The organism is Campylobacter sp. US25a (genome assembly GCF_004379075.1).
GTDB classification, from domain to species: domain Bacteria; phylum Campylobacterota; class Campylobacteria; order Campylobacterales; family Campylobacteraceae; genus Campylobacter_D; species Campylobacter_D jejuni.
On the sequence record NZ_RYYM01000004.1, the window covers coordinates 19,907 to 43,316 of the forward strand.

The following is a 23,410-nucleotide window of genomic DNA, read 5'->3' on the forward strand; positions in this document are numbered from 1 at the left end:
AATTTTTTTTAAAAATATAACAAATTTAAACTAAAAATTTTGCCATTTTTCATATAAATTGTGTTTTATTTCTAAAAGATCTAGCCATTTACCTACGATAAAATTTTCCATTTGTTCTAGATTGTTTGCTTTAGAATAACTTGCGATAATAGGAGGTGCGATAATAACTCCCATTTGGCTAAGTTTTAACATATGTTCTAAATTTAAAGTAGAAAAAGGCATTTCACGTATGCCTAAGATGAGTTTTTTTCTTTCTTTTAAGGCCACTGCTGCAGCACGCATTAAAAGAGTGTCTGCAAAACCAGCGTGAATTTTTGCTAAACTTGAAATCGAACAAGGAGCAATGATAGTTTTTTCTATTCCAAAAGATCCACTTGCTACACTTAGACTTAAATTTTTATCATCTAAAAAATGAGTGTATTTAAAATTTTCTTGACAAATTTCTTCTAAATTTGCTTCATTTTCAGCTTTGAAACTAAGTTTTGCACCTTGAGTTAAAATACAATAAAGTTCGCATTGATTTTCTAAATTTTTTAATAATTTTAAGCCTAAATTGACACTGCTTGAACCAGAAATTCCTAATAAAACCTTCATTGTATAATCATCCTATTTTTACCCACTACGATGCCTTGCATAACTTTACCTTCTTTGTTTTTTGCACGAATCCTTTCGCCCATATTTGCACTTTGCAAAGCCACAAGTTCGATTAAAACATCAACATTTGCTTCACTTAAAACTCCGATTATAGGATCATTTCGGCGTATTAAAGCTGTGGTTTTAAACATATTTGCTCTTAAAATGGCGTTTTTGTTAATATTGCTTTTAGCTACAAGATTATCTACATCATCTAAGGTTAAGGCATTTAAAGGAACTTTATCAAAATCAATCAATACGCTTTTATAGTCAAAAGCTCCAAGTTTATCTCCTCTTTTTATAGCGCGTTCGCTTTTTAAAACTTCTAAATTTGCTTGAATGAAATATCTAAAAAATACATTTTTTTGTATATTTTGCGGAGTTTTAAATTCAGCCCTTAAAAAGCCTTGTGCTTGATTAAAACGCCCATTAGCGATTCTTAGAAATTCATATTGATCAAAATCTTTAGGCAATGATGTTATTTTTAAATCAATTTGAGAAATTATAATTTTAGGAAAATTATTTCTAAATTCTTTAGCTAGTGCTGTTTTGATTTCTTCTAAACTAGTTGCTTGGATATAATTTATCACAATAAAAAAAGTTAAAAAAATAATTTTCATTTTTATCCTAAGAATTATAATGCAATAAATAGTATTTTAGCTTTTATAAGTTTAACAAAGCCTTTAGAAGGCTTTGTATAGAGTTAAAAAGTAGGGATAACAGAGCCTTTGTATTTTTCTATGATAAAATTTTTAATTTTATCGCTTGTTAAAATTTCTTTAATAACAAGACTTTTTTGACTTGTTTCTTCACCTTTTCTTGCAGCTAAAACAATAGCATATAAACTATCTTTATCTTCTATAAAAATACCATCTTTTAAAGGGTTTAAACCTGCTCCAAGAGCATAGTTTGTGGTAATAACAGCCAAATCAGTATCATTTAGGGCTCTTGGAAGTTGTGCGGCTTTAAGCTCTATAAATTTAAGTTTTTTTGGATTTTTACTTATGTCAATAGGGGTTTTAAGGGTGTTTTGACTTTTAAATTCTATTAAATTTGCTTTAGCTAGTAAATCAAGGGCTCTGCTTTCATTGGTAGCATCATTAGGTATAGCGATTTTAGCACCATTAGGAATGTCTTTTATCTTTTATGGAGTTAGAATATATAGCCATAGGAACTAAAACAATAGCACCTAAAGAACTTAAATTTGTTCCTTTGTGGGCTGTCCGTCCGTTCCGTTACTTCCCCCTGTGCTTCAAGGTCTGGTCGGATTCCCTGCAACGGCAGAACTCCGTGTAGGATAATTCCACATAGCCGCCACTTTCTCTGATATATACCTTTCTTGGTGCATATTTCACCATAAATACCTCCCATCTGAATTTTTGAAATGTAAAAAATCCAGATGGAGAGGCGGAGAACGACACCGCATATCAGAAACAGCCCTACGGCACTTTCCAACAAAAATCGACAAAAGAAAAACCGCAAAGGCTCTGTGACCTTTACGGTTATAGGAAATAGTAATTCTATTGTATGGAGATTGTACTTCTACTTTCAAGGTGAGAAGTACCGTTGCACTGGCAGAAATTTTTTTAACTGGTTTCCTGCCGTTCTCTGATATGCTATGTATTGATAAATTTTGCTTCGTATGAGCAGATAGATAACTGCCCGAAAAAAGGACATAAAAAAATCCCTCCAAATTTAAAAACAAATTCAGAGGGTAATTTAGGGTATAACAAAATAACCCACCCGAATATCGTTTTTTTTATTTGGTGAGTTTGTTCTTTCAAATACGAAACAAAAAGAGCCGATGATTCGTGAATTGTTCCACAATTTCATCGGCTCTGCGTCTTAAGCGTCTGGCTCTTTGATGACAGTTATCTTCAAGTTGTCAACTTTAATCAATCTTTCTTGTCTGCATTTTGGACAATAAAGGGGATAATTCTCCAAAACAGTGTCCTTCCTAATTTTATTACGGGTTTTGCTCCCACAAACAGGACACAATATCCATTCGCATTTCATCATAATTAGTCTCTAATCCTTTCAAATCTCATTTTATATGACTTTTGCAAGCTGTTAAGCTAACTTGTGGAACATATGCCGAACCTTATCTATACGGCTATTCGGGCGGCGGGGTTGGCAAATAAATTTACCAATAGCTGGCTGGTATCCTTTTAACTCTGTCAAGCAGACTCCCTGCCCATTTGTGAAACAAGTTAAATCGTTCCTGTATTCTTGAATACATCTAGCAGGGATTTCTCCTTTCAGAATGACCTCGTCATTCTTTATCTGAGTACTTACAATATCTGCACAATACCTTGGAGCATCATGATACGCCCGTGAGAGATATTCCTGCGGTGCATAAATTTCAAAGTGGAGATATGGCTCTAATAGTTCTGTCCCTGCTTTTTTTAAAGCCTGCTCCAATACGATAGGGGAAAGCAGCCGAAAGTCTGCGGGGGTACTTACAGGACTATAATACAATCCATATTCAAAACAGATTTTACAGTCTGTCACTTTCCATCCATACAGCCCCTGCTCGCAGCCATAAAGAACCCCCTCCATAACCGCATTTTGGAACGATTGATTTAAATATCCAAGTGAAACTCTGCTTTCATACTGCACTCCGCTTCCAATAGGGAGCGGCTCTATGGACAACCCGACAGAAGCCCAGAAAGGATTTGGCGGGACTTCTATGTGGATGGTATATTCTGCTTTTCTAAGCGGTCTTTCCATATATATAACAGTAGGCTCTTTTATTTCTGCCTCCACATGATATTTTTCCTCAAGGATGGCACAAATGACTTCCATCTGCACATTCCCCAAAAAAGAAAGTATAATCTCATGCGTTGTAGTATCCACATAATATTTTAAAAGAGGGTCGCCATCTGAAATTTCTGTAAGTGCCCCAAGCAATATTTCCCGCTGTTCAGATTTCTTTACTGCAATCGTTGTTTGGAGCATAGGGAGAGGATTTTCAATAAATTTTCTCTGCGGCAACAGTATTTCGTTCCCCAAAATACTGTTTAGCTGCAAAACATCATTTGGTAAAATTACAATATCACCAGAGCAGGCTGTATCGGATGAATATAATTCACCGTTTGTCGGAACACACATCTCTGTGATTTTTATTTTCTCTTTTTCAGATATTCTAATAACATCCCTCAAATGCAATGTTCCGCTATATATACGCACATAAACAAAACGCCGCCTTTTCTCTGAATATTCAATCTTAAAAACCTGCCCGCATAGTTCAGATTGACCTTCAGGCGTTGATGAATAAAATTTACTGGCAATTACTTCTATAAGCTGCCGAATCCCCAGATTGTTTTTAGCGCTTCCGTGATAAACGGGAAATAACGTTCCGTTTTGGAATCTCCTGTTTTCTTCCTGTTCCAGTTCTGACATTTTAAACGGTTTCCCTGACATATATTTCTCTAATAGTTCATCGTTTCCCATAATTACCGCATCCCACTGTTCCATATCGTCATTGTCCGTTACATTTATATGGGGATGCTGCCCAACCTTTTGCTTCACTATAATTTCCGAAGAAAGCTTTGCTTTCATTTCCCGATATACCATTGGCAAATCAATCCCCTCTTGGTCAATTTTATTGATGAAAAAAATTGTCGGAATCTTCATTATCTGTAGTGCATGAAACAGTATACGGGTCTGTGCCTGTATGCCATCCTTTGCAGAAACTAATAATACTGCTCCGTCTAATACGGATAAAGAACGGTATACTTCCGCCAAAAAATCCATATGGCCTGGCGTATCTATAATGTTGACTTTTACATCCTCCCACTGAAAAGATGTCACTGCTGTCTGGATAGTGATTCCCCTTTGACGCTCCAAATTCATTGTATCTGTCCTTGTTGTGCCTTCATCTACGCTCCCTAGTTCTGCAATTGCACCACTGGTATACAATAAACTTTCCGTTAATGTTGTCTTTCCTGCGTCAACGTGAGCCAGAATGCCTAAGTTAATTATTTTCATGTGATTTTCCTCCTATCAACACTCAAAAAAGGGCATAAAAATACCCAGTGATAAATACTCCTATCACTGGGTAAATAACTCCAATAGCCGTTTTCCCCTCCGGCATTATAGCCAACAAAAAAGAGTATCAAGGGTAAACGCTGCGGTCTATGACCGCCCTTGACACTCTTTTCCTTATGGCTTTGATGATAAACAAGGGGAAATGGCTTCTTGTGGCATTTCTGCCCCTGTGATATAATGAACGACGCTACCGCCCCCAGACAGGTAGAGAAAGGGGGTGAACCGCATGAGTGAACTTCTGTCATTTTTTCTCTCTGTTTTGGCAAGTGTAGTTGCCTACTACATCTGCAAATGGTTGGACGGAGAAGAATAACTGGTAGCCAGCCTTGGGATTAAGCCACCCACCCAGAACGGAATAGAAAAGCCCCGGAGTTGCGACCTCCGGGGCTTTTTGCTGTGCCACATGAGCACTTCTGTCATTTTCGCCTACTGGCATTATACCATATGCCTTTCGGCATTTCAAGTATGCCCTACTTCCACCACTTGTAAACTGTGGGCTTGCTCAATCCTGTCTCCCGTATGCAGTCTGCTTTCTTTCCGTCCGGGTGCTGACGCTGCCATTCTTCGACAATCTTCGACTTTTCTCCGCTGCCTTTTGGTCTACCATTTCCCTCTCTCCAATCCCTATCCTGTCTTTTCATACGAATATCACGAATTGCCCTTGCTTCTTCTAAGTGATCAGCCTGTTTTTGGTAATTCCTTTTATTCGCTGGCATAGGAATAGCCGATACTCTTTCCGCTTCACTTCGATTATATGTGACATAATTTTCTTGATAAAACTGCATAGCGTCCATTATATCACGCTTAGTAAAACGGTTATGCTCATCATCTGACATATCATCAAGAAACTGCAATAGGGAAAAAGCGTCCGTAAAAAGCTCATCTTCCGGAATATCGCACTTAACGGCATAGGACGCCAAAACGCAAAGGCAGCTGTATCTATGCCCTACAGAAGCTCCCTCTTTTATTTTCCGCAGCCACCAATCATATAAGTCCCTTTTGATATGCCAACGCTCACGGTATTAAAATCATCTAAAAAAGGTTTATGCTGATATAAATTTGCATCTAAATCTTTCTCATTTAAAGCGATATTAGGTATATTATAGTCATTAAATTCCTTAACTATTAACTTCCAACCTTTTTCTTGAAATAAGGGTTTAGAGAAATTTAAAATTTCAGCATAAGGCGTTGGTGTTGCACCTATGATTATGGTTTTATCTGCCCCAAAACTAAGGCTAATTGTAAATAAAACACTTAAAAATATTTTTTTAATATTCATGCTATACTCCTAAAAAGCTGGGATTAATATATCTTTATAATGTTTATTAATGATGGCTTTAAATTTATCGCTTCTTAAAATTTCATCAATTACTTTGGTTTTTTCGCTATTTTTATCTTCTGAGCGTACCGCAACATAATTTACATAAGGGCTATTTTTATCTTCCCTAAAAATAGTATCTTTACTTGGATTCAGACCGGCTCCAAGTGCGAAATTAGAATTAATTATAGCAATATCAACATCATCTAAAGCTCTTGGAAGTTGTGCGGATTTAAGTTCTATAAATTTAAGTTTTTTTGGATTTTTGTTTATGTCCAATGGGGTTTTTAGAGTATTTTTGTTAAGCTCTATTAATTTTGCTTTCTCTAAAAGCTCTAAAGCTCTGCTTTCATTGGTCGCATCATTAGGTATAGCAACTCTAGCACCTTCTTTAAGATTTTCTAAATTTTTGATTTTTTTACTATAAACTCCTACTGGAGCTATAAGTACAGGCGTTGTTGCAATTAAATTTGAACCTTTTTTTAGGTTGTATTCTTCTAAAAAAGGTTTGTGTTGATATAAATTTGCATCAAGTTCTTTTTCCTCTAATGCACGATTGGGCAAAATATAGTCTGAAAATTCTACTATTTTAAGCTCATACCCTTTGTTTTTAAAATCATCTTTCATTAGTTCTAGTAAGCTACCAAAAGGATTTGGAGTGGCTCCTATAGTAATGTTTTGTGCAAATAGACTAGATAAATTTAGAATGCAAGCGAGTATAATAATTTTAAATAAATTCATAAAAAGTCCTTTGTATTTAAAAAAAGTCCCTAGGCAAGGGACAAAATTAAAAAGCAGGTAAAACAGATCCGTTGTATTTTTCTATGATAAATTGTTTGATTTTATCACTTTGTAGAGCTTGGATTAAGGCTTTGATTTTTGGATCGTTTTCATGTCCTACTCTTACAACAAGAATGTTTGCATACGGGCTTTCTTTATCTTCGATAAATACGCTATCTTTTGCAGGATTTAGATTTGCAGAGAGAGCGTAGTTGGAATTAATTACAGCAAAATCAACATCATCTAAAGCTCTTGGAAGTTGTGCGGGCTTTAATTCTACAAATTTAATTTTTTTAGGATTGTCTATAATATCAAGAGGTGTTTTTAAAGCCTTATCTTTAAATTTTACCAAACCTTTTTTTGCAATAATATCTAAAGCTCTACTTTCATTGGTTGGATCATTTGGAATGGCGATTTTAACCCCTTCTTTAATATCATCTAGACTTTTATATTTCTTGGAGTAAACAGCCATAGGTTCTATGTGTATGGCAGCTACTTTGATAAGTTTGGTGCCTTTGTTTTTATTAAATTCTTCCAAATAAGGAGTATGTTGGAAAAAATTTGCATCGGCTTCTCCATTATCAACAGCTAGATTAGGTAAAACATAATCTGTAAATTCTTTGATTTCAAGTTTATAGCCTTGTTTTTCTAGATCAGGTTTTGTTTGTTCTAGGATTTCAGCATGAGGGACAGGGGTTGCTGCAACTGTGATGGTTTCTAATGCATTTGCATTAAGACTTAATGTTAAAATACTTGCTATAAATAAAGATTTGATTTTCATTTTTTTCCTTTTTAGTCATTTTGTGCTTGCTTTAATCTTAATAAATTCACTCTGACTATCAGGAAGAAGCATATAAAAACTTGTTGATAGTCAGATTAACGCATCTGATACATCATTTTAATTCCTTTAATTTTTTGTTTAAATTTTACTTAAAAAAACTTATATTTATCTTAAAAGGAGATATGATCTCCTTATTTTTTGAAACCTTTATAAAGCAAACTTCCTAAAAATAAGATAAAAACAATTACTTGCCAAAAGAAATTTTCATCATTGTTTATATTGATAACTATGCTAACTCCAAGTAAAATCAATAGAGTGGCAATGATATATGTAGTTTTACTATTTTTAGCCCAAGTATAAAATAAATTACCTAGAATTTGAACTAACTGAACTAATATAAGTAAAATAACTACAGTTTGAATCATAACTTCTTTGTTAAATCTTTCATAACCATAGCGAATAGCGACATCTCCCAAACCTCCACCACCGACAGTTCCAGCAAGAGCAGAAAAACCAATGGTAAAGATCAAAGTTAGGGTAATTCCACTAATTATAGCAGGAAGAGCTTCACTAAAGATAACCTTGAATATAATTTGAATATTGCTAGCACCATAACTTTTTGCTGCTTCTATGATTCCTTTGTCTATTTCTTTAAAAGCGCTTTCAAGCATCTTTGCCAAATAAGGAGCTATTCCGATAGCTAAAGGAACTATGGCAGCATTTGTGCCTATGCTTGTGCCTACTATGATTTTAGAAAGCGGTAAAAGAACAACTATAAGAATTAAAAATGGAAAGGCACGCAGTATATTTGTAATAAAATCTAAAATACTATAAGCGATTTTATTTTCTTTAATTCCGTTTTTATCCCAAATAGCAAGTAAAATTCCAGGAATGATAGCCAGTAAAAATCCGAATAGTACAGCCATTAAACTCATATAAATTGTTTCATTAAGCGCAGGTTTTAAAATGTTTTCATAATTTTCACTGAAACTTGTAATAGAACTTAAACTCACTTCTTTAATATCCTGCCAAGAAAATTCATTAAAAAATTGAGAAATTCTACTAAAAAAAGCACTGATGATAGAGATGTTTTCTTCATTCATGATGCCACCTCCCATAATACTCCACTTTTTTCTATGTAATCAAGAACCTTGTCTTTATCCTTTTCATTTATATTTATAACTAAATTTCCTAAGGCTTTTCCATTCAGTTTTTCTATTTTGCCCCAAACTATGTTAAAGTCTATATTTAGAGTTCTTGCCATATGAGTGATGACGCTATTTTGGGCAACTTCTTTTGGAAAGTAAAGTTTGATATTAAGTCCGTGTTCAGGTAAGAAATCACTTTCTCCTAAAAATTCTTTCATTTTGTCATTAGGTCTTAAAAAAAGCTCATCAATTGCTCCGCTTCCTATGATTTGTCCATGTTCAAGCAATAAAGCTTTTTGAGCTATGTCTTTTACCACATCCATTTCGTGAGTTACTAAAACAACAGTAATTCCAAATTCAGTATTGATTTTAGATATAAGCTCTAAAATATTTTTTGTAGTGTTTGGATCAAGAGCCGAAGTAGCTTCATCGCTAAGTAAAATTTTTGGGTTTAAAGCTAAGGCTCTAGCAATAGCAACGCGTTGTTTTTGCCCCCCACTTAGTTCTCTTGGGTAGGATTTGTTTTTATGATCAAGTCCTACGATTTCAAGCAAAGAATTGACTTTTTGGGCAATTTCTTTTTCGCTCATGTATTCTTTATTAAAAAGCTTGGCATGAAATTTACACTGAGTATAGTGTGTTCTTAAAGGCATAGCAACATTTTCAAATACATTTTTGCGCTCCATTAGGGCAAAATTTTGAAAAATCATCCCTATATCTTTTCTAAGCACTCTCAGCTCTTTTGATTTTTTTTGACTTAAATCTTTAATTTCTTGATCAAAGACTTTTAAGCTTCCTTCTTGATAATTCTCAAGTCCATTAATACATCTTAAAAGAGTGGATTTTCCAGCTCCACTATGACCTACTATGGCGTAAATTTCACCCTTTTTAATCTCCAAAGAAACATCGTTTATCACGAGTTCTTTGCCATAATATTTTTTTAAATTTTTTATTTTTATCAAATTTTCAACCTCTTAGATTTTGAAGTTCAACTGATATTTTTTCAAGTTGAATTTTTAAATTTTCTAGAGCTTCTTTATTTTGCTCAACCACCTCTTTAGGTGCGTTAGCGATGAATTTTTCATTTGAAAGCATGGAGTTAAGCTTGAAACTTTCTTTTTCAAGCTTATTTTTTTGATTTTCAAGTCTTGTTAAAATACCACTTAAATCAACATTTTCAAGCGTAATAAAAATTTCTAAATTCTCGCTAACATCACATATTGCCTTTGGTAATTTTTCTTCACTAAATTCTATTTGCTCGCACTTTGCGAGCATCATGATAAAATTCATATAAGCTTTGATTTCATTTTTGATTTTTCTATCGTTAAATTTGATATAAGCTTTTTCTATTTTAGAATTTCCAAGATCGATTAAACTTTTAGCACGGCGGATACCAACTATGCTTTCTATAAGTAAAGAAAAGATTTTTTCTATATTTTTATCTTGTTCTTTAAATTTTGGATATTTGCTTATCATAATAGAAGGGCTTGTTTTAAGTTCTGTATCGCTTAGTTTATGATATAAATATTCACTGATAAAAGGCATAAAAGGATTTAAGAGCTTTAAAGCTTCTTTGAAAATACTACCAAGTTCTTTAACACTCGATTTTTCTGCTTTGCTAAGCTCTATACCCCAATCGCAAAAATCATCCCAAAAGAATTTATATAGAGTATTGGCTGCATCATTAAAGCGATAATTGTCTAAATTTTCTCTTACATCCTTAACACAAGTTTGAAATTTGGCATAGATATATTTTGCTAATTCTGAATGAAGTGTGATATTTTCCAAATCTTCAAATTTACTTTCATTTAAAAGCAGATAATTTGTAGCATTATAAATTTTATTTGTAAAATTTCTAACTTGTAAAAGTTTATCATTACTAAGTTTAATATCGCGTCCTTGTATAGCAAGAAGCGCTAAAGTAAAGCGTAAAATATCGGCACTATATTCTTTAATACTTTCATTTGGGTCGATAACATTTCCAAGGCTTTTGCTCATTTTTCTACCTTGCTCGTCTTTCACAAGAGCGTGTAAATAAATATCTTTAAAAGGAAGTTTATGTAAGGCATTAGTGCTTTGAAACATCATTCTAGCTACCCAGAAAAATAAAATATCAAAACCTGTAATGAGTAAAGAATTGGGATAAAAATCTTTTAAATCCTTTTCAGACCAAATTTTATCTTTACCCCAGTTTTCATTTCCCCAGCCTAGAGTACTCATAGCCCAAAGCCCCGAAGAAAACCAAGTATCAAGCACATCTTCATCTTGTTTGAAATTTTGACTTTGGCATTTCGGACAAGTTTTAGGCGTATGTTGGCTTGCCCATTCATGAGAGCATTCGCAATAATACACAGGAATTTGATGTCCCCACCAAAGTTGTCTTGAAATACACCAATCTCTTAAATCTTTCATCCAGGCATTAAAGCTATTTATCCAGTGATTTGGGTAAAATTTACTTTCTCCAAGCGCAACTTTTTCTATACTTTCTTGGGCGATTTCTTTTTTTACAAACCATTGTTTGGAGATATAAGGTTCAACTATATTGTTACAACGATAACAATATCCTATTTGATTGTTATGCTCTTCTATTTTTTCTATAAAACCAAGACTTTCAAGTTTAGCTACGATTCTTTCTCTTGCTTCTAAGCGTTCTAAACCTTGAAACTCTAAACAATGCTCGTTTAAAATTCCTTTTTCATCAAAAACACTTATAAAATCTAAATTATGTCTAAGTCCTACTTCATAATCATTCATGTCATGAGCGGGAGTAACTTTTACAACTCCTGTTCCAAATTCTTTTTCTACATGTTCATCAGCTATAATTTTAATGGCTTTTTTGCTTATAGGCAAAATCACTTCTTTGCCCACAAATTTAGTATAGCGTTCATCATCAGGATGCACCATAACTGCAGTATCGCCAAAAAAAGTTTCAGGACGCGTTGTGGCTACTACTAAAAATTCATCGCTATCTTTTAAAAAGTATTTAATATGATAAAGTTTTCCTTTATTTTCTTTGTATTCAACTTCTATATCACTTAAAGCGCCATCGTGAGTACACCAATTGATCATATAGTTTCCACGTACAATAAGTCTTTTATCATAAAGTTCTACAAAGGCTTTTTTTACGGCATTAACCAAACCTTCATCCATAGTAAAACGCAAGCGACTCCATGCAGGAGTGATGCCTAGTGTTCTCATTTGGTCTAAAATTTTTCCACCGCTTTGCTCTTTCCACTCCCAGACTTTTTCTATAAATTTTTCTCTACCTAGTTCTTCTTTTTTAATGCCTTGAGCAAGGAGTTGTTTTTCTACAACATTTTGAGTAGCAATACCTGCGTGATCAAGCCCTGGTTGATAAAGAACCTTATAGCCATCCATTCTTTTGTAACGCGTCATAATGTCTTGTAGAGTAAAGGTTAAAGCATGTCCTATGTGTAAAACTCCAGTGACATTAGGAGGAGGCATCATAATGCAGAAATTTTTATCTTTTTCTTGTATGGTTTTATTGCCATCGATCTCAAAATATCCGCGTTCTTCGCAAATTTGATAATACTCTTTTTCTAAATTTTTATCATACATTATTTGCCTTTATTGTTTTAGCTTATTTAATAGAGCTAATTTCTATAATTTCACAAAACGGGAAGAAATATTGTGCTGTATTAAGTCCAGTTTTCAAACTTTTGATATGTTTAGAAAAATCACTTCCTTTGCCATCTTTTTTAATTTGAAGTTTAAGTCTTTCTAAAATTTCTTCACGTGCTACATGTTCATTTAATTCTTTTGGATTGTTTAAATATGGGCTTAATCTATCTAAGCTAATATATTTATAAGCTTTTTTCATATCTGAAAAGATAATTTCTTTGTTATAGATAGTTAATTTCATTTCCCCTTTTGGTAGCATTTTAACAAAAATACTTAGATAATAATCTTTTGCATTATCTTGTATAACGCTTAGCATATCTTTTAACAGATTGATTCTATATTGGCTTAAAAATTTTCCATCTAAAATATAAACTTTCATATTTTCTGTACTAAGTTCAGGTTCTAAACGACTGTTTTTTCCTATGCTTAGATACTCTCTAGCGGTATTTAGATATTTATTTTTGTTTGACTTGTTTGATTGAAGTTCTTTTTTTACGGCTCTCTCTCTTTCTAAGATCTTTTGTTGTTTGCTGATTTCTTTTTTAAGAGCTTCTATTTTGGCTTGTTTATTTTCTTGTTTTAATTTTTCTTTATCTGTATCTAAAATTTGTTTATTTTCATTTGTATTGATATTATTGCTTATGTTGGTGTCATTATTTAAGCTTTGATTGTTTTCACTTATTGGTGTATTAAATGTATTGTTACTTAAGCTTTGATTTTCATCTAATGGGTTTGTTTCTTGCTTTTGGATGGTATTGTTATTAATATTTATATCTGATGAACTATTGTTGGTTTGGATCGAGGGCGAATAGGAATTATCGTAGTTATTGGTATACGATTTTTGCTCGGTGTAAGTGTTGGTGTTTAAGGTGTAATTCTTTGGTTTTGAATATTCGAAAAGATAATAATAGGTTCCACCTAATATCACAATAACAGCAATTAATATGCCAACAATAATAGAAAAAATTTTCAAATTCATTTGCTATCCCTTAAAAACAGAAAGTTAAATAATTTTAGCATTGTACTATAATCTAATATAAAGTAATTTTAAATTTTTATATTTTTAAGTAATTTTTTTTTATAATTTTAACTTTTATAAGGAAAATAATGCCACTTTCAAAATTAAATAATGAACAATATCTTGCTGCTACTGCTGATTTTGGACACAATCTTGTTATTGCAAGTGCAGGGACGGGAAAAACTTCTACTATTGTTGCAAGAATTTCTTATCTTTTAAGCAAGGGAGTGGCACCTCAAAAAATCATGCTTTTAACTTTCACAAATAAAGCCAGTAAAGAAATGATAGGGCGTTTAGGGAAATTTTTTGATAAAAATATTACCAGTAAAATACTTGCAGGAACTTTTCATAGTACGGCTTATACCTTACTTAGAAATGCGGATAAAAATATAATTTTAAAGCAAGCAAGCGAGTTAAAAACTCTACTTAAAAGTGTCTATGAAAAAAGAACTTTTAGGCATTTAAGTGATATAAAACCTTATCAATCAAGTTATTTATATGATCTTTATTCTTTGTTTCAAAACAAAGCACACAATCAAGATTTTTATACTTGGTTTTGCCAAAACTACGAAGATCAAAGTATTTATGCTGAAATTTATGAAGATATTTTAAAAGAATATGATAATGAAAAAAAGCGTTTTAATTATGTAGATTTTAATGACTTACTTATCAATCTAAAAGAGCTTTTAAAAGAAGAAAAATATGAATTTGATGAAATTTTAGTAGATGAATATCAAGACACAAACACTTTGCAAAGTTCCTTAATAGAGGCTTTTCATAGTAAAAGTTTGTTTTGCGTAGGGGATTATGATCAAAGTATTTATGCTTTTAATGGAGCGGATATTAATATCATAGGTGGGTTTAAAGATCGTTTTAAAGATGCAAAAATTTTTTCTTTAAATAAAAACTACCGTTCATCAAGAAGTATTTTAGCTTTGGCTAATAAAGTGATTTTAAATAACGAAAGATTATATCCAAAAGAACTTATTGTTACAAGAAATGATGAGTTTAAAGCCCCATCTTTGCTTACTTTTGAAGAATTATTTGATCAGTATCAAAATATAGCCAAAATGATACTTACAAGCGGAGTAAGTTTGGAAGAAATTGCCGTGATTTTTCGCAACAACTCAAGTGCTGATGGGGTTGAAGTAGCATTAAGGGAGCAGGGCATTGCAAGTGTGAGAAAGGGAAGTGGAAGTTTTTTTGAAAGTTTGGAAGTTAAAGCTTTTAGCTCCATGCTTGCGCTTGTGGTAAATCCTAAAGATATCATGGCTTTTATTCATTTGGTTCAATATACCAAAGGTGTGGGTGGAGTTTTAGCAAAAGAAATTTTTGACGCACTTTTAAAATTAGGGCATGGAAATTTAATAAAAGGTTTTTTAGATCCTGATAAAAATGTAAATTTGCAAAATCATCAAAAAAGAAATTATCAACTTGGGCTTTTTGCAGATTTGGAAGAATTAGCCAGCGAAACTCGTTTTAAATTTGAGAGTGAATTTGATGCACATCCTATTTTAAGACTTTCAAAAATCAATGATTTGTGCGCTAGAAATTTGGAAAAAATCTATCTTTTTTTAAAAAAAGCTATGGAAATAAAACATTCTTTGACTTTAGTCAATTTAATTTGTGAAAATTCTTTTTATAGAGAAATTTGCGAAGAACTTGCAACCAAAAGAGCGACAAATAAAGCAGGGCAGGTGGATTTATTAAGAAAGAGTGAAAATTTAGAAAAAATAGAAACAAAATTCAATGTTTTAAAAGAGCTTACAAAAAATTATAGCGATATTTACAAGTATTATAATTTTCTAACTTTAGGTGCAAGCGAAATGAGTAGTGGCAAAGGAGTTAATTTGCTTAGCGTGCATGCAAGTAAGGGCTTGGAATTTGATCTTGTTTTTGTGATTGATCTTGCGCAAGGTCGCTTTCCTAATCAAAAGCTTATGGGAATGGGTGGAAGCTTAGAAGAAGAAAGAAGACTTTTTTATGTTGCGGTAACTAGGGCAAAAAATATACTTTATTTAAGCTATGCTAAATATGATAAAAACAAAAAAACTTCTTTTACTCCTTCTCGTTTTCTTATAGAAGCAGGGCTTTGCAAGGGAGAGTTAACTATAGATTGATAGATTTTTCTTTCAAGTAAGTTATATTATAAAGAAAGGTTTATTTTATGAAAAAAATATTAATTTTAAGTTTAGTAGCAGCAAGTTTTTTAAATGCTGAAATTTTAGTTTATGGTCCAGGTGGTCCTGCTTCTGTGCTAAAAGAGCTTGCTTTAAAATTTGAGGAAAAAACAAAAGAAAAGGTGATTGTAACCGCAGGTCCAACTCCAGCTTGGATAGATAAAGCAAAAGAAAATGCAGATTTGATTTTTTCAGGCAATACTTCAATGATGGATGATTTTGCTAAAAAAATTCCAAGTTTAAGTTTGGAAAATTTAAGCGTTTTAAATGTGCGTCCATCAGGTATTATCGTGCGTCCAAATAATCCAAAAAATATTAAAAATTTTGAAGACATTTTAAAAGATGGCGTAAATGTTATGGTGGTTGATGGTGCAGGACAAGTTGGACTTTATGAAGATATGGCTTTAAAAAGTGCAAAAAGAGAAAATTTGGTAAAATTACGTAAAAATATAAAAATTTATGCTAAAAATTCCAAAGTTGCTGTAGATGAGTGGAATAACAATCCAAATATTGATGCTTTAATCATTTGGTCTCATTGGGCAAAGGCTTTAGGCGATGATAAAGCTTTATTTATCAAAGATAAAAATGCAGTGATTTATCGTGCAGCTGAAATAGCTCCTACAAAAAAAGGTTTAGAAAATAAAAAAGCTTTAGAATTTGTAGATTTTATTAAGAGTAAGGAAGCTCAAAAAGTGTGGAAAAAATATACTTGGAAAGAAGTAAAATAATTTTCAGTGAAATTAAAAATAATTAATGTTTATAGGATATAATCACTCCTAAAACATTAATTGTAATAATGTTTAAAATATCAAAAAAGGAAATTAAATGAGTACAGTAAATTTTAAAGGAAATCCTGTAAAACTTAAAGGAAATTCAGTAGAAGTTGGAGCAGATTCTCCTAAGGTAAATCTTAAAGCTAAAGATTTAAGCGTGATTGAAATCGGTGCAGCGGGTAAAACTCAAATCATTTTAAGTGTTCCAAGCTTAGATACACCAGTTTGTGCTACAGAGGCTAGAGAATTTAATAAAAAAGTAGCCAGTTACAATGGTGCTGAAGTGATTGTAGTAAGTATGGATTTACCTTTTGCTATGGGAAGATTTTGCAGTACAGAAGGTATTGAAAATTTAAGTGTTGCAAGTGATTTTGTGGCAAAAGAATTTGGTGAAAAATATGGTGTTTTGATAAATGAAGGTGCTTTAGAAGGGCTTTTAGCTCGTGCCGTATTTGTGATTAAAGAGGGTAAAGTGGCATATAAAGAACTTGTAAATGAAATCACAGAAATGCCAGATATTGCAAAACTTGATGCATTTTTTGGTGGTTCTAGCTGCTGCGGTGGTTGTGGTTGCCATTAATTTTGATTAAGCCCATTCTTAGGGCTTAATTTTTACATCTTCATTTTTTTATTATTTTAAGTTGATTATTTTTAATATTTATTTTGTGTAAGAATAATATAAAAAGGACAATAAAACTCCTATAAAATAGAGCTTTAAAATTATTATTTTTATTAAAATTTCAAGAGATTTTTATACTCCATTTTTTATAATAAGATGATTTTTTTATTTTGGAGGAATAAGGATGAATAGAAGGGATTTTATTAAAAATACCGCTATTGCAAGTGCTGCTAGTGTTGCAGGACTTAGTGTTCCAAGCTCTATGCTTGGCGCGCAAGAAGAAGATTGGAAATGGGATAAGGCTGTTTGTAGATTTTGTGGAACTGGCTGTGGAATTATGATAGCCAGAAAAGATGGCAAAATCGTAGCAACAAAAGGCGATCCTGCAGCACCCGTAAATCGCGGACTTAATTGCATCAAAGGTTATTTTAATGCTAAAATCATGTATGGTGAAGATCGCCTTGTTATGCCTTTGCTTCGCATGAATGAAAAAGGCGAATTTGATAAAAAAGGCAAATTTCAACAGGTTTCTTGGCAAAGAGCTTTTGATGAAATGGAAAAACAATTTAAAAAAGCCTACAATGAACTCGGCGTTACAGGTATAGGGATTTTTGGTAGTGGGCAATACACTATCCAAGAAGGTTATGCTGCTTTAAAACTTGCAAAAGCGGGTTTTAGAACAAACAATATCGATCCAAATGCAAGACATTGTATGGCCTCTGCAGTGGTTGGTTTTATGCAAACTTTTGGTGTAGATGAGCCATCAGGCTGTTATGATGATATAGAACTTACAGATACTATCATCACTTGGGGAGCTAATATGGCTGAAATGCACCCAATCCTTTGGTCAAGAGTAAGTGATAGAAAACTAAGTAATCTTGATAAGGTCAAAGTTGTTAATCTAAGCACTTTTTCTAACCGTACTTCAAATATTGCTGATATTGAAATTATTTTTAAACCAAATACAGATTTGGCTATTTGGAACTACATAGCAAGAGAGATTGTTTATAATCATCCAGAGGCTATGGATATGAAATTTATCAAAGATCACTGTGTATTTGCAACTGGTTATGCTGATATTGGTTATGGTATGAGAAATAATCCAAATCATCCAAAATTTAAAGAAAGTGAAAAAGATACAGTTGAAAAAGAAAATGTAATCACTTTAGACGATGAAGAGGCTACTTCTTTATCTTATCTTGGCGTTAAAGCGGGTGATAAATTCGAAATGAAACATCAAGGTGTGGCTGATAAAAACTGGGAAATTTCTTTTGAAGAATTTAAAAAAGGTTTAGCCCCTTATACTTTGGAATACACTGCAAAGGTAGCCAAAGGTGATGATAATGAGTCTTTGGAAGATTTTAAGAAAAAACTTCAAGAATTAGCTAATCTTTACATAGAGAAAAATCGCAAAGTCGTAAGTTTTTGGACTATGGGCTTTAATCAACATACAAGAGGTTCTTGGGTAAATGAACAAGCTTATATGGTGCATTTTTTACTAGGAAAGCAAGCTAAACCAGGTAGTGGAGCCTTTTCTTTAACAGGGCAGCCAAGTGCTTGCGGAACGGCTAGGGAAGTAGGGACTTTCTCGCATCGTTTGCCTGCAGATATGGTTGTGGCAAATCCAAAACACAGAGAAATTTCTGAAAAAATTTGGAAAGTTCCTGCAAAGACCATCAACCCAAAACCAGGTTCTCCTTATCTTAATATCATGAGAGATTTAGAAGATGGAAAAATTAAATTTGCATGGGTGCAAGTGAATAATCCATGGCAAAACACTGCAAATGCAAATCACTGGATCGCAGCAGCAAGAGAAATGGATAATTTTATTGTTGTAAGTGATTGTTATCCTGGAATTTCAGCAAAAGTAGCTGATCTTATTTTACCAAGTGCTATGATTTATGAAAAATGGGGTGCTTATGGTAATGCTGAAAGAAGAACTCAACATTGGAAACAACAAGTTTTACCTGTAGGTGCTGCCATGAGTGATACTTGGCAAATTTTAGAATTCGCAAAACGCTTTAAGCTTAAAGAGGTTTGGAAAGAACAAAAAGTAGATGATAAACTTACCTTGCCAAGCGTTTTAGAAGAGGCAAAAGCTATGGGTTATAGCGAAGATGATACACTTTTTGATGTGCTATTTGCCAATAAAGAAGCAAAAAGCTTTAATCCAAACGATGCTATCGCAAAAGGCTTTGATAATACTGATGTTAAAGGCGATGAGAGAAAAATTCAAGGCAGTGACGGAAAAGAATTTGCAGGCTATGGCTTTTTCGTTCAAAAATACCTTTGGGAAGAATATCGTAAATTTGGCTTAGGACACGGCCATGATTTAGCGGATTTTGATACCTATCATAAAGTAAGGGGTTTAAGATGGCCTGTGGTTAATGGCAAGGAAACACAGTGGAGATTTAATACTAAATTTGATTATTATGCTAAAAAAGCGGCTCCAAATTCAGATTTTGCTTTTTATGGTGATTTTAACAAAATGCTTACAAATGGAGATTTAATAGCTCCTAAAGATGAAAAAGAGCACAGTATTAAAAATAAGGCTAAAATTTTCTTTAGGCCATTTATGAAAGCACCTGAAAGACCAAGTAAAGAGTATCCATTCTGGCTTGCAACAGGAAGGGTTTTAGAGCATTGGCATAGTGGAACTATGACTATGCGTGTGCCTGAGCTTTACCGTGCTGTCCCTGAAGCGCTTTGCTATATGAGTGAGAAAGATGGAGAGAAATTAGGCTTAAATCAAGGTGATTTGGTTTGGGTGGAATCTCGTCGTGGTAAAGTAAAAGCAAGAGTAGATATGCGTGGAAGAAACAAACCGCCTGTAGGACTTGTGTATGTGCCGTGGTTTGATGAGAATGTATATATCAATAAAGTTACTTTGGATGCGACTTGTCCGCTTTCAAAACAAACTGACTTTAAAAAATGTGCTGTAAAAATTTATAAGGCTTAATTTAGGGTTTTGATTAAATGAAAGGTAGAAGAGAATTTTTCGTTAGCGCCTTTAAGGCTGCATGTTTATGTACAGGAGGTGGATTTTTGGTTAATTTGACTTTAAAAGCCGATGATAATTATGCCTTGCGTCCTCCTGGGGCTGAAGATGAAGCTAGATTTTTAAGCAAATGTATTCGTTGTGGGCTTTGTGTAAAAGCCTGTCCTTATAATACTTTAAAGCTCGCTAGCTTGTTAGATAGTCCAAAAAATGGCACGCCTTTTTTTAGAGCAAGAGAAATTCCTTGTTATCTTTGTAAGGATATTCCTTGCATTAGAGAATGTCCAACTGATGCTTTAGATAAAAAGCATTTAGAGCAGGGTATAGAATCCTTGAAAATGGGTATTGCTATTGTTGATAGTGCTTCTTGTGTGGCACACTGGGGAATTCAATGTGATGCTTGTTATAGAGCTTGTCCTTTGATAGATAAGGCTTTAAAACTTGAGCTTAAACGCAATGAACGCACCGCCAAACATGCTTTTTTACTACCTAGTGTGGATCATGAAGTGTGTGTAGGTTGTGGGCTTTGTGAACTTGCTTGTATTACTGAAAAACCGGCCATTCGTGTTTTACCAAGGGAGTATGTATTGGGAAAAGCAGGATCTCATTATGTAAAAGGCTGGGATGAAAAAGATGAAGGTCGTATAAAAAATGCAGATACTTCAAAACATTTTAATGCTAAAAAAGCAACCAATTATTTAAATGATGGAGAACTGTGATGAAGTATTTAATTGCTAGACGCATCGTTCAGCTTGGAATTTTAGCGCTTTTTAGTTTTAAAGCTACAGATTTTATCTTACAGGGAAATTTAAGTTCTTCTAGACTTTTTAATACCATACCTTTAAGCGATCCTTTTGCGGTTTTGCAAATTATTTTAGCAAGCTGGAGTATAGATTTAATGGCTTTAATAGGAGCTTTGATTATATTTTTTATCTATGGTTTGCTTTTAGGAAGGGTTTTTTGCTCTTGGGTTTGTCCTGTTAATTTAATCACAGATTTTGCTGCTTTTGTGCGAAATAAATTAACCCTTAATAATAAATTTTTAATTTTGCCTAAAAATTTACGCTATTTTGTATTAGTCTTGGTTTTAATCCTTTCTTTTGTATTTTCATTGCCTGTGTTTGAAAGTTTTTCTTATATAGGAATGATACATAGAGGGATTATTTTTGCTACAAGTTCTTGGATTTTTGTAGCCTTTATACTTTTTTGTATCGATACTTTTTTAAGCCCTAGAGCAATTTGTTCACATTTTTGTCCACTAGGAGCTTTTTATGCTTTTATTTCTCGTTTTGCTTTGCTTAAAATAAAGCATGATAGTGATAAATGCACTAAATGTTATGAATGTATCCGTATTTGTCCTGAAAAACAGGTTTTGTGGATGGTTGGAAAAGAAAGTGCTAGCGTGAAATCAGGAGAGTGTATAAGGTGTGCAAGATGTATAGAAGTTTGCAATGATGATGCTTTGAATTTTAATATTTTTGATTTAAGGAATAAATAATGAAGAAGAAATTGGTTTTATTAGGAAGTGCTGCAGTGGTATTTTTTGCCGCTTGCGCAATGAATAGTGGGGTAAGTTCAGAACAAATTGGACTTAGAAAAGCAAGTTTAGAAAATGAAAATAAAGTAAATTTAGTGGAGGCAAATTTCACAACTTTACAGCCTGGGGAATCTACTCGTTTTGAGCGTTCTTATGAAAATGCACCACCATTAATTCCGCATGCTATTGAAGATTTGTTACCTATAACTAAAGATAACAATATGTGCTTAAGCTGCCATGATAAGGCTATAGCAGCAGATGCTGGTGCAACTCCACTTCCTGCTAGTCATTATTATGATTTTAGACACAACAAAACCACAGGAGATATGATTAGCGATAGTCGTTTTAATTGTACTCAGTGTCATGTTCCACAAAGCGATGCAAAACCTTTAGTGGGAAATAGCTTTAAACCTGAATTTAAAAATGAACAATTAAAAAGTCGTTCAAATTTAATTGATGTGATTAATGAGGGTGTAAAGTAAATAAATGAAAAAATTTCTTTTTATTTTGAGTCTTTTTTGTGTTTTATCTTATGCTTATGAGCTGAAATTAAATGCCAATATAACAGCTTTAAAACTAGATAAGCAAAACTTATATATAGGCACTGATAAAGGTGAAATTTTACAATATAACATTAAAGATAAAAGTTTAAAAGAACTTTTATCTTTGCCAAAGATTAAAAATTATTATGGTGATGATTTTGCTAAAATTTACAACATTGATATTTTTAAACATACACTTTTAATACTTAGCGAGGGTGATTTTGGTGCTAAAAATTTAAGTTTTTATAAGGAAAATTTACAAATCAAAAAGCTCGAAGAAAATAGCATAATAAAAGCATTTTTTATCAATGAAAACACTTATCTTTTGATTTCTATTGGTTCTGAAATAGAATTGATTGATAAAAGTTTAAAAAATATAAAAAAATTTAATTTTTCTCATTCTAGTCTTAATGATGCAGTTTTAAATGAAGATAAGAGTATGCTGGTTGCAGGTTTTGAGAGTGGTGAAGTGGAGCTTTTTGATTTGAAAAATTGGAAGATGTTAAAAAACTATGATAAAATGCATAAAGATAATATCTATCAAGTAGATTTTAAAAATAATGTTATTTTAAGTTGTGGAACGGATAGGCGTATAGGAGTTGTAAAAAATGAAGAGCAAAATTTTTTGCAAAAAGATTTTTTGATATATACTTGCGCTTTAAGTCCTAATGGAGAATTGGCTGTTTATAGCGATAATGAAGCTGGAGTTAGTGAAGTTTTTAGCACAAGTGATTTTAAGCCTGTTAAAACTTTTAATAATGAAAATTTGATGAGTGAGTTTATTATTTTTTTAAACAATAAAGATTTTATCGTTTCAGGCTTTGGTGATAGTATAATGTTTAGGAGTATTGATGAATAATCTTTCTAGTGTTTTGATTTTAGCAAAAGAAGAATATATAAATGATTTAAAAAAGGCTATATCTGAAATTCCTTTTTGTTCTGTAGAACTTTGTGAAAATGAAAAGATTATAGTTGTGATTGAAAGTGAAAATTTAGAAGATGAATTAAACTCTTATAAAATGCTTGAGAAATTGCCAAATATTATCAGTATTAATATGGTTTTTTCTTATCAAGATTTAAATGATGATATCCAAAAAGCAATCAATAGTGGTGCAATAGAAACAATAGAAAAAAATGAAAATGCTGAGAATATTCGCTACTATGGTAGTGTATTTAATCAATTTTCTTAAAGTGTAAAGTATATGGTATTTTTAATCCCATTGCTTATTGTAATTGGTGTTATTTTTGGAATTGATTATGTGTATTTTAAAAATCAAGATTTAAAAGTGCAAGTTAAAAAAGAACAAAAAGAATTAAATTCTAGCTTAGAGAAAGAAAAAAAAGAATATATAGAAAAATTGTTTAAAACAAAATAGACATTAAAAATCATA

General features: G+C 32.5%; 22 protein-coding genes and 2 pseudogenes. 10 read left to right on the forward strand and 14 right to left on the reverse strand.

Annotated elements, in window-relative coordinates; all coding sequences use genetic code 11:
• Positions 1 to 30: 30 nt before the first annotated feature.
• From ELQ12_RS04260 to ELQ12_RS04340, 14 genes and pseudogenes are all read right to left on the reverse strand, one after another.
• On the reverse strand, positions 31 to 594 hold the full coding sequence (locus ELQ12_RS04260; RefSeq protein ID WP_070243371.1) for a UbiX family flavin prenyltransferase: 564 nt from the start codon (positions 592 to 594) through the stop codon (positions 31 to 33).
• Entirely contained in the window at positions 591 to 1,253 is a 663-nt protein-coding gene (gene flgA / locus ELQ12_RS04265; RefSeq protein ID WP_044794552.1) for a flagellar basal body P-ring formation chaperone FlgA, read from the reverse strand. Before flgA ends, ELQ12_RS04260 begins: the two co-directional genes overlap by 4 nt.
• 83 nt (positions 1,254 to 1,336) lie before the next feature.
• A pseudogene (locus tag ELQ12_RS04270) lies at positions 1,337 to 1,850 on the reverse strand (MetQ/NlpA family ABC transporter substrate-binding protein); the annotation flags it as partial.
• 628 nt (positions 1,851 to 2,478) lie between these two features.
• Complete coding sequence (locus ELQ12_RS04290) at positions 2,479 to 2,652, reverse strand: cysteine-rich KTR domain-containing protein (protein ID WP_002779755.1); 174 nt, start codon at positions 2,650 to 2,652, stop codon at positions 2,479 to 2,481.
• 51 nt (positions 2,653 to 2,703) lie between these two features.
• Positions 2,704 to 4,623, reverse strand: a complete 1,920-nt coding sequence (tet(O), locus tag ELQ12_RS04295; RefSeq protein ID WP_010790859.1) for a tetracycline resistance ribosomal protection protein Tet(O) — start codon at positions 4,621 to 4,623, stop codon at positions 2,704 to 2,706.
• A 301-nt stretch (positions 4,624 to 4,924) separates the two neighbouring features.
• Positions 4,925 to 5,119 (reverse strand): hypothetical protein, encoded by a 195-nt coding sequence (locus ELQ12_RS04300; RefSeq protein ID WP_002904440.1) that lies wholly within the window; start codon positions 5,117 to 5,119, stop codon positions 4,925 to 4,927.
• Positions 5,120 to 5,153: 34 nt separating this feature from the next.
• Complete coding sequence (locus ELQ12_RS04305; protein ID WP_208379389.1) at positions 5,154 to 5,537, reverse strand: hypothetical protein; 384 nt, start codon at positions 5,535 to 5,537, stop codon at positions 5,154 to 5,156.
• Positions 5,538 to 5,701: 164 nt separating this feature from the next.
• Positions 5,702 to 5,962: pseudogene (locus ELQ12_RS04310) on the reverse strand (MetQ/NlpA family ABC transporter substrate-binding protein); the annotation flags it as partial.
• A 9-nt stretch (positions 5,963 to 5,971) separates the two neighbouring features.
• A complete protein-coding gene (locus tag ELQ12_RS04315; RefSeq protein ID WP_134264589.1) occupies positions 5,972 to 6,742 on the reverse strand; it encodes a MetQ/NlpA family ABC transporter substrate-binding protein in 771 nt (256 codons plus the stop codon).
• A 46-nt stretch (positions 6,743 to 6,788) separates the two neighbouring features.
• Entirely contained in the window at positions 6,789 to 7,562 is a 774-nt protein-coding gene (locus tag ELQ12_RS04320) for a MetQ/NlpA family ABC transporter substrate-binding protein (RefSeq protein ID WP_002861418.1), read from the reverse strand.
• Positions 7,563 to 7,753: 191 nt separating this feature from the next.
• A complete protein-coding gene (locus ELQ12_RS04325; RefSeq protein WP_002861419.1) occupies positions 7,754 to 8,665 on the reverse strand; it encodes a methionine ABC transporter permease in 912 nt (303 codons plus the stop codon).
• A complete protein-coding gene (locus tag ELQ12_RS04330; RefSeq protein WP_002872109.1) occupies positions 8,662 to 9,672 on the reverse strand; it encodes a methionine ABC transporter ATP-binding protein in 1,011 nt (336 codons plus the stop codon). Before ELQ12_RS04330 ends, ELQ12_RS04325 begins: the two co-directional genes overlap by 4 nt.
• A gap of 4 nt (positions 9,673 to 9,676) precedes the next feature.
• Complete coding sequence (locus ELQ12_RS04335; RefSeq protein ID WP_002872108.1) at positions 9,677 to 12,289, reverse strand: valine--tRNA ligase; 2,613 nt, start codon at positions 12,287 to 12,289, stop codon at positions 9,677 to 9,679.
• 22 nt (positions 12,290 to 12,311) lie between these two features.
• Positions 12,312 to 13,331, reverse strand: a complete 1,020-nt coding sequence (locus tag ELQ12_RS04340; RefSeq protein ID WP_052859186.1) for a hypothetical protein — start codon at positions 13,329 to 13,331, stop codon at positions 12,312 to 12,314.
• Positions 13,332 to 13,459: 128 nt separating this feature from the next.
• Here ELQ12_RS04340 and ELQ12_RS04345 point away from each other — a divergent pair, with 128 nt between their 5' ends.
• From ELQ12_RS04345 to tatA2, 10 genes are all read left to right on the forward strand, one after another.
• Positions 13,460 to 15,490, forward strand: coding sequence for an ATP-dependent helicase (locus ELQ12_RS04345; protein ID WP_126217823.1), 2,031 nt, complete (start codon positions 13,460 to 13,462; stop codon positions 15,488 to 15,490).
• Between the two features lie 47 nt (positions 15,491 to 15,537).
• Entirely contained in the window at positions 15,538 to 16,278 is a 741-nt protein-coding gene (peb2, locus tag ELQ12_RS04350; RefSeq protein ID WP_070243383.1) for an AcfC family adhesin PEB2, read from the forward strand.
• Between the two features lie 97 nt (positions 16,279 to 16,375).
• Positions 16,376 to 16,903 (forward strand): thiol peroxidase, encoded by a 528-nt coding sequence (gene tpx / locus ELQ12_RS04355; RefSeq protein WP_134264590.1) that lies wholly within the window; start codon positions 16,376 to 16,378, stop codon positions 16,901 to 16,903.
• A gap of 223 nt (positions 16,904 to 17,126) precedes the next feature.
• Positions 17,127 to 19,901, forward strand: a complete 2,775-nt coding sequence (gene napA / locus ELQ12_RS04360) for a periplasmic nitrate reductase subunit alpha (protein ID WP_044780312.1) — start codon at positions 17,127 to 17,129, stop codon at positions 19,899 to 19,901.
• Positions 19,902 to 19,918: 17 nt separating this feature from the next.
• The gene (napG, locus tag ELQ12_RS04365) at positions 19,919 to 20,659 is read left to right on the forward strand and encodes a ferredoxin-type protein NapG (protein WP_044779449.1); all 741 of its coding nucleotides are present in this window, start codon (positions 19,919 to 19,921) and stop codon (positions 20,657 to 20,659) included.
• Positions 20,656 to 21,438: a quinol dehydrogenase ferredoxin subunit NapH gene (gene napH / locus ELQ12_RS04370; protein WP_074469907.1), complete on the forward strand. Its 783-nt coding sequence runs from the start codon at positions 20,656 to 20,658 to the stop codon at positions 21,436 to 21,438. The genes napG and napH overlap by 4 nt, the downstream gene beginning before the upstream one ends.
• Positions 21,435 to 21,959, forward strand: coding sequence for a nitrate reductase cytochrome c-type subunit (locus ELQ12_RS04375; protein ID WP_010891887.1), 525 nt, complete (start codon positions 21,435 to 21,437; stop codon positions 21,957 to 21,959). The genes napH and ELQ12_RS04375 overlap by 4 nt, the downstream gene beginning before the upstream one ends.
• A 4-nt stretch (positions 21,960 to 21,963) precedes the next feature.
• Positions 21,964 to 22,878: a WD40 repeat domain-containing protein gene (locus ELQ12_RS04380; protein WP_052859197.1), complete on the forward strand. Its 915-nt coding sequence runs from the start codon at positions 21,964 to 21,966 to the stop codon at positions 22,876 to 22,878.
• Positions 22,871 to 23,209, forward strand: a complete 339-nt coding sequence (locus ELQ12_RS04385) for a chaperone NapD (protein ID WP_002867967.1) — start codon at positions 22,871 to 22,873, stop codon at positions 23,207 to 23,209. The genes ELQ12_RS04380 and ELQ12_RS04385 overlap by 8 nt, the downstream gene beginning before the upstream one ends.
• Positions 23,210 to 23,221: 12 nt before the next feature.
• Positions 23,222 to 23,395: a Sec-independent protein translocase subunit TatA2 gene (tatA2, locus tag ELQ12_RS04390; protein WP_002876097.1), complete on the forward strand. Its 174-nt coding sequence runs from the start codon at positions 23,222 to 23,224 to the stop codon at positions 23,393 to 23,395.
• Positions 23,396 to 23,410: the final 15 nt, after the last annotated feature.

What these genes read in the sequence shown, in the direction of transcription:
- napG (WP_044779449.1), top strand. Translation starts at nt 19,919, where the DNA reads ATGAAAGGTAGAAGAGAATTTTTCGTTAGCGCCTTTAAGGCTGCATGT.
- ELQ12_RS04260 (WP_070243371.1), bottom strand. Translation starts at nt 594, where the DNA reads ATGAAGGTTTTATTAGGAATTTCTGGTTCAAGCAGTGTCAATTTAGGC.
- ELQ12_RS04320 (WP_002861418.1), bottom strand. Translation starts at nt 7,562, where the DNA reads ATGAAAATCAAATCTTTATTTATAGCAAGTATTTTAACATTAAGTCTT.
- ELQ12_RS04290 (WP_002779755.1), bottom strand. Translation starts at nt 2,652, where the DNA reads ATGATGAAATGCGAATGGATATTGTGTCCTGTTTGTGGGAGCAAAACC.
- ELQ12_RS04300 (WP_002904440.1), bottom strand. Translation starts at nt 5,119, where the DNA reads ATGCCAGTAGGCGAAAATGACAGAAGTGCTCATGTGGCACAGCAAAAA.
- ELQ12_RS04315 (WP_134264589.1), bottom strand. Translation starts at nt 6,742, where the DNA reads ATGAATTTATTTAAAATTATTATACTCGCTTGCATTCTAAATTTATCT.
- ELQ12_RS04340 (WP_052859186.1), bottom strand. Translation starts at nt 13,331, where the DNA reads ATGAATTTGAAAATTTTTTCTATTATTGTTGGCATATTAATTGCTGTT.
- flgA (WP_044794552.1), bottom strand. Translation starts at nt 1,253, where the DNA reads ATGAAAATTATTTTTTTAACTTTTTTTATTGTGATAAATTATATCCAA.
- ELQ12_RS04380 (WP_052859197.1), top strand. Translation starts at nt 21,964, where the DNA reads ATGAAAAAATTTCTTTTTATTTTGAGTCTTTTTTGTGTTTTATCTTAT.
- peb2 (WP_070243383.1), top strand. Translation starts at nt 15,538, where the DNA reads ATGAAAAAAATATTAATTTTAAGTTTAGTAGCAGCAAGTTTTTTAAAT.
- ELQ12_RS04335 (WP_002872108.1), bottom strand. Translation starts at nt 12,289, where the DNA reads ATGTATGATAAAAATTTAGAAAAAGAGTATTATCAAATTTGCGAAGAA.
- tpx (WP_134264590.1), top strand. Translation starts at nt 16,376, where the DNA reads ATGAGTACAGTAAATTTTAAAGGAAATCCTGTAAAACTTAAAGGAAAT.
- tatA2 (WP_002876097.1), top strand. Translation starts at nt 23,222, where the DNA reads ATGGTATTTTTAATCCCATTGCTTATTGTAATTGGTGTTATTTTTGGA.
- ELQ12_RS04325 (WP_002861419.1), bottom strand. Translation starts at nt 8,665, where the DNA reads ATGAATGAAGAAAACATCTCTATCATCAGTGCTTTTTTTAGTAGAATT.
- ELQ12_RS04345 (WP_126217823.1), top strand. Translation starts at nt 13,460, where the DNA reads ATGCCACTTTCAAAATTAAATAATGAACAATATCTTGCTGCTACTGCT.
- napA (WP_044780312.1), top strand. Translation starts at nt 17,127, where the DNA reads ATGAATAGAAGGGATTTTATTAAAAATACCGCTATTGCAAGTGCTGCT.
- ELQ12_RS04385 (WP_002867967.1), top strand. Translation starts at nt 22,871, where the DNA reads ATGAATAATCTTTCTAGTGTTTTGATTTTAGCAAAAGAAGAATATATA.